This is a genomic window from Rhizobium sp. BK456 (genome assembly GCF_014194045.1).
GTDB classification, from domain to species: domain Bacteria; phylum Pseudomonadota; class Alphaproteobacteria; order Rhizobiales; family Rhizobiaceae; genus Rhizobium; species Rhizobium redzepovicii.
Genome location: NZ_JACIAO010000015.1, coordinates 1 through 12,788 on the forward strand (window position 1 = coordinate 1; position 12,788 = coordinate 12,788).

Consider the following 12,788-nt stretch of genomic DNA (forward strand, 5'->3'; position numbering starts at 1 on the left):
TAGACGTCGCCGTCATGATAGTCGAAGACATATTCATGCGTCATCGCCGCATAGACGAGATAACCGCCGGTCGTGTGCAGCACGCCCTTCGGTTTGCCGGTCGAGCCTGACGTATAAAGAATGAAGAGCGGGTCTTCCGCCTTCATCTTCACCGGCGGGCATTCCGGCTTCACCGTGGCGATTTCCTGGTGATGCCAGAGATCGCGGCCCGGCGCCCAGCCGGTCTTGCCGCCGGTGCGGCGCACCACCAGCACCTTGCTGACATGCACATGCTGGCGGGCGGCGATATGGATCGCCGTATCGGTATTGTCCTTCAGCGGCACCGGCTTGCCGCCGCGCAGACCTTCGTCGCAGGTGATGACGAAGGTGGATTCACAATCGACGATACGCCCGGCGAGCGCCTCGGGCGAAAAGCCGCCGAAGACCACCGAATGCACCGCGCCGATGCGGGCGCAGGCGAGCATCGCGTAAGCCGCTTCCGGGATCATCGGCATATAGATGGTAACGCGATCGCCCTTCTTGACGCCATGCTTCTTCAACACGTTCGCCATCCGGCAGACATGTTCGTAGAGCTCGTTATAGGTGATCTTCTTGTCGATATAGGGATTGTCGCCTTCCCAGATGATCGCCACCTGGTCGCCGTTCGTCTTCAGATGGCGGTCGATACAGTTGTAGGAAACGTTGGTTTGCCCGTCCTCGAACCACTTGATCGAGACCCTGCCGGTAAAGGACGTATTCTTGACCTTGGTATAGGGCTTGAACCAGTCGATCCGCTTGCCGTGCTTGCCCCAGAACTTGTCCGGGTTCTCGACGCTTTCCTCGTACCATTTCAGGTACTTTTCCCGGCCTATGAATGCTCGCTCCCGGACGAGTCGCGGCACGTTGTAGCGCTCGAGGACCACTGTTAAGCTCCCTATTATTGGCTCCCAGAAGCTGATCCCGCTCGACGAGAATCTTGGAGCCGGTTCTGTTTATATCCCGACCCATTCGTCGGCTTGAGACCGGTTCATGGGCACACTGACGGCAGCACCTTGGATTGGAGAAAACGTCGACTGCTACATCATTTCCGGTCGCCTGATAGCCGAGCCATCGCTGAACCGGCTCAGCCTGTAGGGTGAGATGTCGGTGATGGGCGTCTCGTTCATCACAATCTCGCTGACCAACCGGCCGGCACCTGGACCGATGGCAAAACCGTGTCCGCTGAACCCCGCTGCAATCACGTAACCAGGCAGTTGTTCCACTCTTGAAATGACTGGCACGAGATCCGGCGAAGTATCGATTAACCCTCCCCACGCGCGCTCGACCCCTATTCCTTTGAGCGCCGGGTACTCGCGTTCAAGGTTCTTCAATGCGAGCTTCACGAGATCTCCATCGGGCGCAGGATCCAGGATGCGGTTTTTTTCGAACGGCGAGATTTCATCGTTCTCCCAGCTGCTGAAAGCATCGGGCCCGTTCCAGAAGCTGCTGTTCAGACGGTATTTCAGCTTCTTGCCGATTTTGCTGCGGTACATCTGGTAGAATTTGAACGCATATCGCATCCCTCGGGGCGTAATATCGAGCGTTCCACGCCCTGGTACGGCTATCGTGTATGATCCGTCTATCCGACGCCGCAAGACGAAGTTTGAGGCGGAAAGGCATCCTGCCTGAATGATTTCCGGCGCGGGAGTGGTCTTGATAGCCGTCCCGGCGATGTTTGCGACTGGAAGATCGATGCCATATCGATGAGAAAATCGGGAAGCCCATGCTCCGCCAGCGCAGACGACCGTGCTGGCTTTCACCAGTCCCCGCTCTGTCCAAACGCCTGTTACCCTGCCGCTAGCAATGTCGAGGCCCCGGACGGCGCAGTTCTGGTGGAGCGATACGCCATTTTCTTTCGCTGCTTCGGCGATGGCAGGCACAGCAAGACTCGGCTCAGCTCTCCCGTCGCTAGGTGACCAAACGCCGCCTACCCAGGACGACGTGCCGCCCGAAGCGCGCTCGTTGGCCTCGGACGCGCCGAGTATCTTGCTATGAAACCCCCGGAGACGGGCAGCCTTTCCCCACTTTTCCCAACGGGCAACATCCGCCTCTTCTTTGGTGCAGTAAAGGATCCCGCTGCGACGAAAGCCGAGATCACGGCCTATTTCGGTGCTTAGCTCCTCCCAGCGCCGAAGACTGTACATTGCCAAGGGAAGTTCATGGAGGTCGCGATTTTGCTGACGGACCCACCCCCAGTTACGGCTCGACTGCTCGCCACCGACGATCCCCTTTTCGAGTAGAGCAACGGAGACCCCTTTGCGGGCCAGTTCAAACGCTGTGCAGGTGCCGACGATCCCCGCCCCGACGACGATGACGTCCACCTGGGATGGAAAAGAGGCGCTATCACTTACTTTCTGAACCTGGACCGGCATTGTCTCTATTCCTCTGCATCGCGCTCCAGCCCCTTCGACAGGAAGCGCAAATCGTTCAATTACTGGTGGGCGTGAGCGAGGCGTTTCCGGCCCTTATCGTTCGGATGATCCTCACTGCTCTTGTTGACTTCACGCGCGCCCCATTCTCGTGTCGCGCCGCACGAAATGGCGTTTCTCTCAGCCGTGATCACCACGAACATCGAGCGCATCGCGTAGACCGTCACCGATAAAGTTGAAGCTGGTGACAGCAATCGTAATGGCAGCGCCGGGAATGATCGCCAGCCAGGGCGCGGTGCCCAGATATTGCTGCGCGCCGTTCAGCATATTGCCCCAGCTCGGCAGCGGCGGCTGAATTCCATAGCCGAGGAAGCTGATATAGGCCTCCATCAGGATTGCTCGGGCGACGGTCAGGGTGGCCGCAACAATGATCGGACCGATGGCATTGGGAAGGATCTCGCGGAACATGATGTGCGTGGCGCTCAGTCCGAGCATACGGCCTGCCAGCACGAATTCCCGCTCGCGCAGGGAGCGGACCTCGGTCTCGACGATGCGCGCAACTTCCATCCAGCTCGTGGCAGCGATAACGACGGTGATCATGATCGGGCTCGGCTTCAGTGCGGCGGCAAGAGCAAGCACGAGGAAGATGGACGGGAACGAAAGGAAGCCATCCACGGCACGCATCAGCACCGTGCCGACCAGACCACCCCTGTATCCCGCCACCACGCCGACAAGGGTTCCGATCAGCGTCGACAACAGCATTGCCGAGAAACCGACCAGGAGCGAGATACGGCCCGCCATGAACAATCGCGCGGCCAGGTCGCGTCCCAGCGGGTCGGTGCCCAGATAATGTTGCCCGGTCAGCGGCGGAGCGAAGCGGGCGCGCAGATCGATATAGAGCGAGTCGTACGGCAACAAGTGGGGTCCGAGGACGCATGCCAGCGTCAGGAGAGCGATCATCACCATGCCGATGAGGGCCAGATGGTGTTTCATGAAACGGTGCGCGGTTCGGCTGTTCCACCAGCGCTCCCGGGGAAAATTTGCAGCAATGGCAGTCATGATGACCGACTCCTGATGAACGTTCATGGCGCTTAACTCAGACGGATACGGGGATCTATGATGGCGACAACGACGTCGGCGGTCAGGTTGCTTACCACGACGAGGATCGCCGAGAACATGAGCAACCCCATCACCACTGGGTAATCACTGTAGCCGAGGCTGTCGAGGAACAGTCGCCCCATGCCCGGCCATGTAAACACCGTCTCGGTGACCAAAGCACCCGTCAGGACACTTGGAAGCTGCATCCCGAGGAGCGTGATCATCGGCAGCAGAGCGTTGCCGATGACATGTTTCATCAGGATGCGGCGCTCACTTAGCCCTTTGGCGCGGGCTGTCTTGATGAACTCCTGGTTGATAACGTCGAGAGTAGCCGTTCGCATGTAGCGGCTCCAGATGGCCACATGCACCAGCGCGAGCACCACGCTGGGCAGAATAAGATGGTGGAGATAGTTCAGAACGGACTCCTCGCCGATAGTGTACATGTTGCCGGCCGGCAGCCAGCCAAGTTTGAGCGAAAATACGTAAATGCCGATCAGGCCGAACCAGAAAGTCGGGATCGAAAGCGCCACCATCGCACCGACCGTCGCCATGTAGTCGAAAATCGAATAGCGCTTCATGGCGCCACGAACGCCGATCCACGTTCCAATGGCGATCGCGATGACCGTGGACGATCCCATAAGCAGCAGCGTTGCCATGAGGTGCCGCCCAATCACCTCGAGAACTGGCGCCCCGTCGCGGAACGAATGGCCCCAGTCTCCTTTCAAAAGGCGCCAGGCCCAATCCAGATACTGCATCCACAGCGGACGGTTTAGCCCCATCTGTTCGGCCAGTCGGTTCAAGTCATCCTGCGTCATGCTGGCATCCAGCCCAAACTGCGCCAGTGGGCCGCCGGGAATCAGGTTGAGCACCACGAAGCCGATGACGGAAACGATCAGGAGCAGGACGAGGCTCTGAGCGAACCGGTTAAGTAGGAAGCTACGCATGGAGCTCTCCTTTTGATAGCGCCAATAGAGGTCGCCGCCGCGACGCGCGGTGGCGACGGTAGGTACTCAGCTCTTCCAATGCCAGGCGGCAGCATGCCATGATGCCGTGCGCGTGTTCGTATTCGGTTCCCAGCCTTCAAGGCCTTCCTTCGTGCCGACCACATAGGTGGCGGCAAACAGCGGGAGGAAGGGAAGGTCCTGACGCACGATTTCCTGGATACGGTAGTAGATTTCACGCCGTGCATCCGGATCGAAGGTCTGGGCACCCTTCTTGAGCAGCGCATCCACTTCCGGATTGGAATACTGGCCGACGTTCGAGCCCTTTCCACCCTTAGCGGCAATCGCACTGGTCGCGAGGCGGTTGGTGGCGTCGGGGTCTGCGGCAATCAGATGCGTAACGCCCGAGATCGCCGTGTCGAACTGTGACTTCAGCCAGAATTCGCCGAACATCACGGCGGCCGGCAAATTCGAGATCGTCATCTGGACGCCAATGTCTGCAAATGTCTGCTGCAGGAACTGCTGCACCTGCTCACGGAGATTGTTGCCAGATGTCGTCGAATTGTTAAATGCCAGCTTCACTCCATTCTTCTCGCGGATACCATCCGACCCCGGTACCCAGCCGGCATCGTCGAGGAGTTTGCGTGCGGCGTCGAGATTGAATTCCTGCGCCGGCAGGTTCGGATTGAAGTAGTATGACTCCTTCGGCATGAAGGTTTCGGTCGTTGTCACCACGCCGAAATAGAGCGCGTCGATGATCGCCGCTCTGTCCATTGCAGCATAGAGTGCCTGACGCACCGCAAGTTCCTTGAACTGCGGCCGCTCGAGATTGAGATAAAACGACTCGACGGAGGCACCGGGCACCAGGCTCACCACACGGCCCGGCAATTTGCTGGCTTCGTCGTAGTGGTCGGGCGTGATGTACGCCTGGTCTGTGAGATCGATGTCGCCGCTCTTGAATTGGGTGTAGAGCACCGTCTGGTCGGGGATGTATTTGAATACAACCTGTTCGACATAGGGACCGTCCCAAAAATAATCCGGGTTCGCTATCAGCTCGAGATGGTCGCCGGCCACACGTTGGCTCCACTTGAAGGCGCCGGTGCCGACGGGTGCCTGGTTGAAGGCTGCTGCGTTCGGATCGGCCTCATTCTCGAGAAGGTGCTTTGGCACGATGAAGGTTTCGGTGAGAAACGACAGGTAAGGAGCGAAGACCTGCTCCATTCGCCAGGTGATTTCAGTTGGCGAAACCACCGTGAGGTCGCGCACCAGCGAATGGCCGCCTGTGCGCCAGGCTCGGAATTTCGGATTGGTGATCAGTTCAAGGGTGAACTTCACGTCCTCTGCCGTAAACGGCTTACCGTCATGCCAGCGAACGTCGTCACGCAAGCGAACGCGCCAGTTCAGGCCATCTGCCGAGATGCCGCCGTTCTTCTGCGTGGGCACTTCTAGCGCAAGATTGGGCTGAAGCACGCCTTGCGGATCCATGCGAAAGAGGGCGTCGAAGAGCGAGAAGTGGACCGCATCGTCCGTTTCGATATGTGCCATGAGCGGGTTGAACACAGTCGGTTCCTGCGAAAGCCCGACCACGACGCGACCCGCAGGTTTCTTGTCCTCCGCCCAGGCAATGTCAGGCTTGCCGATCAGGTTGGGAGCAGCAAAGCATGCAATGCCGCCGGCTGCCATCAAGCGCAGTGCGTTGCGCCGAGAAATATTCGTTTTGGTCGTAGACTCTTTTGTCATTTTCATTCCCTCTCTTTTTGCTCATTAGGAACCTACTGCCGTGAGCCGATTACACCTTCGCAATTGTCTCTGCTTCGTTCCCCCGGGATTGCGGCCACAAGTTCACGCGTGTAGTCGGATTGCGGTTTCAGGAAAATCTGAGACGGCGGGCCGCGCTCGACGACCCGGCCCTTCTGCATCACAGCAATTTCGTCGCAGATCTGGCTGGCGACACGAAGATCATGAGTGATGAAGACCATTGACACGCCGGTCTCGCGCTGGATTTGGTCAAGCAGCTTGAGGATCTGGGCCTGGATTGACACGTCGAGCGCGGAGACTGCTTCGTCGGCAATCAGCAGCTTCGGCTTGAACATCAAGGCCCGCGCGATGCCGATGCGCTGGCGCTGACCACCAGAGAATTCGTGCGGGTAGCGGCCGAACGCGCCCGCATCGAGACCGACGTGGGATAGCAACGCCCGCGCCTCGTCGCGCGCCTGCGCGTAGGGCATACCGTGTGCTACGGGCCCAACGGTCAATATCTGACCGATAGTGGAGCGCGGATTGAGCGAGGCAAAGGGATCCTGAAAGATCATCTGAATCCGAGGACGCAGCGGCCGGAACTCCGATTCAGAGAGCTTGACGATGTCCTTGCCCTCAAACAGGATCTGACCACTGTCGCTGTCTTGGAGCTTGATCAGGAGTCGCCCCAACGACGACTTTCCGGAACCACTTTCGCCGACAATGCCAAGGGTGCGGCCAGCAGCCAAGGTGAATGAGGCGTCGTGCACCGCAGGCACCACACGCTGGCTGCCGAACAGTGCGCTGCCGCTGCGATAAGTCTTGCACAAGCCATTCACGGTCAGGATTGTCTCGTCGCTCGTCTGCTCCGTGAGCTTTCTGTCCTCGCCCGTGAGGCGCGGAACCGCTGCGATCAGACGCTGGGTGTAGGGGTGGCTGGGTGATTTGAGAACCTGGTCGGCGGTGCCCTGCTCGACAATCCGCCCTTTCTCCATAACCACCACGCTGTCGGCAATTTCTGCGACGACGCCGAAGTCGTGGGTGATGAACATGACGCTCATATCCTTGCGGCGCTGAATGTCACGGATGAGCTTCAGGATCTGCGCCTGCGTGGTTACATCGAGGGCTGTCGTGGGTTCGTCTGCGATCAGCACGGTCGGCTCAAGGGCCAGTGCCATGGCGATCATGACGCGCTGCCGCTGACCACCAGAGAGCCTGAATGGATACTGGTGGTACATGAGTCCGGGGTCGGGCAGGCCCACTTCCGTCAGCAATTCGAGGGCGCGGTCACGCCGCGAGGCTTTCGTGCCCACTCCGTGGGCGGCCATCATCTCGGTGACCTGTTCGCCGACCGTCATCAGCGGGTTCAGCGCCGAAAGCGGATCCTGAAAGATCATCGAGACGACGCGGCCCCGCAGCTGCCGCAATTTTTTCGCCGGCGCGCCGACAAGGCTCGTTCCGTCGAGTGTGATCGCGCCCGAGGAGACTGGAATGATCTTGGGCAAGAGTCCCATGATCGTGTTTGCCGTTACCGATTTGCCCGACCCGGATTCGCCGATAATGCACAGGATCTGACCGCGCTTGAGCTCAAACGAGACATTTTCGACGGCATGAGCCCGTTCCATGCCTTTCGGCAGGTCGACGGTCAGTGCGCGCACCGAAAGCGCTGTGTCGTCTGTTGTAACAGCCTCAGTCGTTATGGCCATCGCTATATCTCCCTTGTCTAAGCAGCTTCTTGATTGATGTTTTTTGTCGCTGCTTGTGCGTGCTGCTCATAACCTTTCGAGCGTTGCACAGCTTGTCTCTGGACTTCAGCGCCATTCGCTACCAATCGGCGTTGGTTCTGCGACTAATATAAGATTGGTCTTGCTATTGGTGTCAATATAGATCAAATTGGTTTCGCGAAATTTTTATCGGAGGACACATGAGCGTGGTGCTAAAGGATTTTATTGAAGCGGAAGGTTTGGAGCCGGGGGATCGGCTGCCTCCTGAGCGTGACTTGGCGCTAAAACTGGGGCTGCCGCGTACTGCCCTGAGGAGGATGCTCGGTTCGTTAGAGAAAGAGGGCCGCCTTATCAGGCATGTTGGAAGAGGGACTTTTATCGCTGGCAGCGGCGTAAGCTCCAGCGCCCTTCGCCCACCGTCCAGCAATGAAGGAAACACGTTGCGCACCTATCCGGCGGAAGTTTTTGAAGCTCGGTTGATCATAGAGCCCAAGATAGCCGCCTTGGCAGCGTTACGAGCGACCAGGCAGGAAGTCGAAGAAATGCAGAAATCCATCGCCAAAGGCAGCGCCTCGGAGTCGTTTGGTGAATTCGAGAAATGGGACGCCGTTTTCCATCGGATTATCGTCCAAGCCGCGCGTAATGGTCTTCTTGCGTCGCTTTATGAAGGCATTCACGCTGTGCGCGCCGGAAATCTGTGGGGGAAAATGAAAGAACAGTCGCTCACCCCCGACCGCATGAAGGCTTATAGCGTCAGCCATCAGGCAATCCTCGACGCAATCAAGGATCGCGATAGCAGAGAGGCTGAGCGAGACATGTACGATCACATCATTGAAGCCAGAACCAATATCCTCGGCCCCAGCATCTGAGAACACTTTCCAAGCAATTGGTATCGATTGGCGCCTTTTTCCTCAGTCGTCGGTCTAGCCGATAATTTCACGATGGGCAGATCTGCCTCAGAGCGCCCGTCAAAGTGCTTGCTTTACCGGCCAAACTGAGCCTGAAGCCAGGCAAGAAAATCGCGTTTTCTGCTATCCCCTTCAAAAGCAAGGCGGCTCAACAGAACGTAACTGTAGCCGTTGTCGGAGAACCCCAGCGGTGCCACGAGCTGCCCGCTTTCAATAGCGTCAGCTACCAAGGGCTCTGGGCCGATCGCGGCGCCCAATCCGGCGATTGCAGCCTCGATGCTCAGGTAGAAATGTTCGAACACGTGGTCACCGGGTGGATTGGGATCTCCGATCCGGTTGTCCGCCAGATACCTCGGCCATGCATCTCGACGCGTTTTCGAATGAATTCGAGGCAACGAGAGGATGTCATCTCCGCCGCCTGTCAGCAGGCGCGGCGCACATACCGGCCCGACACGTTCTTCGACTACCGTTTCCACAAAAAGTTCCGGCGACCAGCTAAAATCGCTCCTCCTTATTGCCAGATCGATGTGGCTTCTGTCGAAGCTCACAGGACCGCCAGCGGCCAATACGTGAACTTCGATATCAGGATGAAGTGCATTGAGTTGCGGAAGGCGCGGGATCAGCCAGCGTTGCGTAAAAGTCGGTTCACATGAGACCACCAGCGGTGCCGAACCCCCTCGCTTAATCTTGTCGCAGCAATCGCTGATCTGGCGGAACACCTCGCCCATCGTGCCAAGCAGGCGCCGGCCCGCGTCGGTGAGGAAGACGGCCCTGTTTCTTCGCTCAAAAAGGGTCACTCCCAGGTCTTCCTCAAGCAAGCGGATTTGCTTGCTGACGGCGCTGTGCGTGACAAACAATTCATCGCCGGCACGCCCGAAATTCAAATGACGTGCGGCGGCCTCGAAGGCTCTGAGCGCGGATAAAGAAGGGACTCGTGCGGCCATGTCCGTGAGATAAAGTGACGAATTTCGGTTAGAATTGATCGTTTTTTCTGGAAAGGCAATAGCGCTACTATCCTCGTCGTCACATGGAAAGCCGACAGGATGCGATTTTGAAGGTAGGAATCTTAGCCGATGATTTGACGAGTGCGACGGATGGCGCTGGGCCATTCGTGAACATGGGTCACAGATGCCTTGTCTTCACCGACTACCGGCAATTCTCGCCTGAAAATGTCGCGATCGTCTCAGTCAACAAGGCAAGTCGTGCTGCATCCGTTGAGGACGCTGTGGATCGGGCGACGCAGGCGGCAAGAAGCCTCGCATCCGCAGATATCCTTTACAATACTATTGATTCCACCATTCGCGGCCACGTTGGAGCTGAGATAACAGCCGCGCTCACGGCGTCCAATCGGGCTGTCGCAATCGTCGCTCCGGCTTTCCCCGCCGGTGGACGAACCACTGAAGCAGGGCGACAGCTCCTTCATGGCCTGCCGTTGGAAAAAACCGAATTTGCCAAGGACCCGCTACATCCCATAGTGGGCTCCCAAATTCGGGCGCTGTTTCGGGAAATCCCGGAGACCGAAGTGCGTTATCTCGAGCTTGCGGACGTTCGAGCGTTGAAGTCCGGCGAACTTGTCGCAGATGGCAGGAAGCTGCTGATCGCCGATGCGGTCGTGCAAGAAGACCTGGCCCTGCTGGTGAACTCGGCGGCCGATCCGAAGTCTGTCCTTTGGTGTGGATCTCCGGGCCTGGCGATCGCTCTGGCGGATTATGTGGGTCGGGCTGGTGAAATCGCACCGGCCACGGTCGCGACGTCTGTCAATCTCTTTGTAGTCGGCAGCGTGAATCCGCAGAGCCGCGAGCAATGCTCAAGACTGATAAGCACCGGCAACGTCCGACAGATCATTATCGACTCGGAGGTGGCGTCCAGCTCCCCTGCTCTCGCCGCCGAACGGGCCGCTGCGGAGTGCTGCCGATTTGGATCGGACGGAGACATTATTCTAACCACCTCCGAAGGGAGTGCGTCCGCCAATCCTCGGGCCATCGCAACCGCTCTTGGCCAGGCTGTGCGGGCAGTTATGGGAAGTCATCCCGTTACCGGGCTTTTCCTGACGGGCGGTGACACTGCCGAATCCGTTTTGAGCGAGCTTGAGATCAGTTCACTCGAACTCCTGGGCGAGGTCGAGTCTGGAATTCCGGTCGGCCGCACCACGGGGCCTCATCCCGTTCACATTATCACAAAGGCGGGCGGCTTCGGTTCGCCGCGTATCCTGCTGAAATCTGCCGAGTTGCTTCGAGGCCTCTGGCTTGGAGATAAGAAATGAAAAAGCCTATTGGAATAACGATGGGCGATCCCTGCGGGATCGGCCCGGAAATTATCGCCCGTCTTTTCGCGGATGGGCTGCCGGGACAAGCGGTGGTGATCGGTGACGCCAAGGTAATGGAGCGCGCGGTCCGCGCCCTTAATCTTCCCCTGCAGGTGCAGCCCATCGCGTCAGTCGATGACGCTCTGCCAGACAACGGACTCATCGCCGTTCTCAACGTCTCGCATCTGCCGGACGATTTGCCCGTCGGTCAGGTGGACGCCCGTGCCGGGCGTGCCAGCTACGACTACGTCGCACGGGCGATCGACGAAGCGCTGGCAGGAAACATCGGAGCAATCGTCACCGCGCCGATCAACAAGGAAGCCATGAAGCAGGGCGGGCTCAATTATCCCGGCCATACGGAAATCCTTGCTGAGCGGACGGGGACCGACAAGTTCGCGATGATGCTCGCGAACGACGAGCTGCGCGTCATTCTGGTCACGATCCACGTATCACTGCGCGATGCCATCGACCTCGTGACAGAGGATTTGGTTTTCCGAACGATCGAAATGGCGCACCGGGCAGCCAAGGCTTATGGGATTGCATCGCCGCGCGTTGCGGTGGCCGGCCTTAATCCCCATGCCGGTGAAAACGGTATGTTCGGACGCGAAGATCTCGACATCATCGCGCCGGCAATCAGCCGGGCTCGGGAGGTCGGAATAAACGCGTCCGGCCCCTGGCCCGGAGACACGATTTTCATGCGCGCTCGCAGGGGCGAGTTCGATATCGTCGTGGCGCAATATCACGATCAGGGCCTCATCCCGGTCAAGTATCTCGGTATCGACAACGGCGTCAACGTCACCGTCGGTTTGCCTTTCATCCGTACAAGCGTCGATCACGGTACGGCATTCGACATCGCCGGCCAGGGTAAGGCCGATCATTCCTCTCTTCGCTACGCCTTCGATCAGGCGCTGCTTCTCAACGCAATCTAGGAGCGCTTTCGATGCCTCAGACTTCCCCCATCTTCATTTTCATGCTCACCAATCAGGATCGCACCGTTGCAGACGCGGCCGAGCGCCTCAAAGATGTGCTTGCCGCCGGCATCACGCATGTGGGGTTCAAGGATATTGGGTTGCCGTTCGATGAACTTTTGGTCCTCGCATCAGCAATCAAAGCGGCGGGTGCGACCCTCTATCTTGAGGTCGTAAGCCTTGACGAGGAGAGCGAGCGGCGATCTGCGCAAGCCTCGGTAGACCTTGGCGTCGACATCCTGATGGGTGGAACCCGGCCGAATGTCGTTCTGCCAGTCATCGCCGGGAAGAACATCCGGTACTATCCGTTCCCCGGTAAGATCGTCGGCCATCCGAGCAAGCTCGAGGGGACGATCGAAACGATCGTCGACAGTGCCCGGCAGTTGACGGCGATCGAGGGGGTCAGCGGTCTCGATCTGCTCGCTTATCGCTTCGACGGCGATGTCGAGGCGCTGATAACGCGTGTGTGTGAGGCAATAGACAAGCCCGTGGTGGTTGCCGGCTCGATCGACAGCCCTCAAAGGATGGCGGCCGTGGTGCAATCTGGCGCGGCAGGGTTTACCATCGGAACCGCTGCTTTCAACGGCGCATTTTCCGGCAGTTCTAATCTGCGGCTGGAGATCGAGATGGAAATCGACGTGCTCAAGCGGATTCAGGCCGATTCTGGCGATGCAGCCGCGAGGTCAGCGTTAACATCTAACTAAATCGAACCTTCACCGA

At 58.5% G+C, this 12,788-nt stretch carries 11 protein-coding genes; 4 read left to right on the plus strand and 7 right to left on the minus strand.

Annotation, left to right across the window (positions count from 1 at the left end):
- The 6 genes from FHX03_RS30680 to FHX03_RS30705 form a co-directional block, all read right to left on the minus strand.
- A partial coding sequence (locus tag FHX03_RS30680; protein ID WP_183856831.1) for an AMP-binding protein occupies positions 1-902 on the minus strand: 902 nt, incomplete at its 3' end.
- Positions 903-1,055: 153 nt separating this feature from the next.
- Complete coding sequence (locus FHX03_RS30685; RefSeq protein ID WP_183856833.1) at positions 1,056-2,390, minus strand: NAD(P)/FAD-dependent oxidoreductase; 1,335 nt, start codon at positions 2,388-2,390, stop codon at positions 1,056-1,058.
- Between the two features lie 177 nt (positions 2,391-2,567).
- Positions 2,568-3,446: an ABC transporter permease gene (locus FHX03_RS30690; protein ID WP_183856835.1), complete on the minus strand. Its 879-nt coding sequence runs from the start codon at positions 3,444-3,446 to the stop codon at positions 2,568-2,570.
- Positions 3,447-3,478: 32 nt separating this feature from the next.
- Positions 3,479-4,429 carry an ABC transporter permease gene (locus FHX03_RS30695; protein WP_183856837.1) on the minus strand — a complete coding sequence of 317 codons (951 nt, stop codon included), beginning with the start codon at positions 4,427-4,429 and terminating at the stop codon, positions 3,479-3,481.
- Between the two features lie 66 nt (positions 4,430-4,495).
- On the minus strand, positions 4,496-6,166 hold the full coding sequence (locus FHX03_RS30700) for a peptide ABC transporter substrate-binding protein (protein WP_183856839.1): 1,671 nt from the start codon (positions 6,164-6,166) through the stop codon (positions 4,496-4,498).
- Positions 6,167-6,198: 32 nt separating this feature from the next.
- Positions 6,199-7,869: an ABC transporter ATP-binding protein gene (locus tag FHX03_RS30705; protein WP_183856841.1), complete on the minus strand. Its 1,671-nt coding sequence runs from the start codon at positions 7,867-7,869 to the stop codon at positions 6,199-6,201.
- A gap of 218 nt (positions 7,870-8,087) precedes the next feature.
- Here FHX03_RS30705 and FHX03_RS30710 point away from each other — a divergent pair, with 218 nt between their 5' ends.
- Positions 8,088-8,756: a FadR/GntR family transcriptional regulator gene (locus FHX03_RS30710; RefSeq protein WP_183856843.1), complete on the plus strand. Its 669-nt coding sequence runs from the start codon at positions 8,088-8,090 to the stop codon at positions 8,754-8,756.
- Between the two features lie 113 nt (positions 8,757-8,869).
- Here the strand turns inward: FHX03_RS30710 and FHX03_RS30715 are convergent, their stop codons facing one another.
- Positions 8,870-9,904 carry a LysR substrate-binding domain-containing protein gene (locus tag FHX03_RS30715; protein ID WP_246699307.1) on the minus strand — a complete coding sequence of 345 codons (1,035 nt, stop codon included), beginning with the start codon at positions 9,902-9,904 and terminating at the stop codon, positions 8,870-8,872.
- Positions 9,905-9,912: 8 nt separating this feature from the next.
- Between FHX03_RS30715 and FHX03_RS30720 the strand changes: the two genes are divergently transcribed.
- Genes FHX03_RS30720 through FHX03_RS30730 form a run of 3 tightly spaced genes read left to right on the plus strand, consistent with a single transcriptional unit; the run spans position 9,913 to position 12,772 of the window.
- A complete protein-coding gene (locus FHX03_RS30720; RefSeq protein WP_246699312.1) occupies positions 9,913-11,058 on the plus strand; it encodes a four-carbon acid sugar kinase family protein in 1,146 nt (381 codons plus the stop codon).
- Positions 11,055-12,029, plus strand: a complete 975-nt coding sequence (pdxA, locus tag FHX03_RS30725; protein WP_183856849.1) for a 4-hydroxythreonine-4-phosphate dehydrogenase PdxA — start codon at positions 11,055-11,057, stop codon at positions 12,027-12,029. Before FHX03_RS30720 ends, pdxA begins: the two co-directional genes overlap by 4 nt.
- An 11-nt stretch (positions 12,030-12,040) precedes the next feature.
- A complete protein-coding gene (locus FHX03_RS30730) occupies positions 12,041-12,772 on the plus strand; it encodes a 4-hydroxythreonine-4-phosphate dehydrogenase (protein WP_183856851.1) in 732 nt (243 codons plus the stop codon).
- Positions 12,773-12,788 lie beyond the last annotated feature (16 nt).

Coding starts and splice junctions, on each gene's coding strand:
- FHX03_RS30685 (WP_183856833.1), bottom strand. CDS start 2,390: ATGCCGGTCCAGGTTCAGAAAGTAAGTGATAGCGCCTCTTTTCCATCC.
- FHX03_RS30690 (WP_183856835.1), bottom strand. CDS start 3,446: ATGACTGCCATTGCTGCAAATTTTCCCCGGGAGCGCTGGTGGAACAGC.
- FHX03_RS30695 (WP_183856837.1), bottom strand. CDS start 4,429: ATGCGTAGCTTCCTACTTAACCGGTTCGCTCAGAGCCTCGTCCTGCTC.
- FHX03_RS30700 (WP_183856839.1), bottom strand. CDS start 6,166: ATGACAAAAGAGTCTACGACCAAAACGAATATTTCTCGGCGCAACGCA.
- FHX03_RS30705 (WP_183856841.1), bottom strand. CDS start 7,869: ATGGCCATAACGACTGAGGCTGTTACAACAGACGACACAGCGCTTTCG.
- FHX03_RS30710 (WP_183856843.1), top strand. CDS start 8,088: ATGAGCGTGGTGCTAAAGGATTTTATTGAAGCGGAAGGTTTGGAGCCG.
- FHX03_RS30715 (WP_246699307.1), bottom strand. CDS start 9,904: ATGGCCCAGCGCCATCCGTCGCACTCGTCAAATCATCGGCTAAGATTC.
- FHX03_RS30720 (WP_246699312.1), top strand. CDS start 9,913: ATGGGTCACAGATGCCTTGTCTTCACCGACTACCGGCAATTCTCGCCT.
- pdxA (WP_183856849.1), top strand. CDS start 11,055: ATGAAAAAGCCTATTGGAATAACGATGGGCGATCCCTGCGGGATCGGC.
- FHX03_RS30730 (WP_183856851.1), top strand. CDS start 12,041: ATGCCTCAGACTTCCCCCATCTTCATTTTCATGCTCACCAATCAGGAT.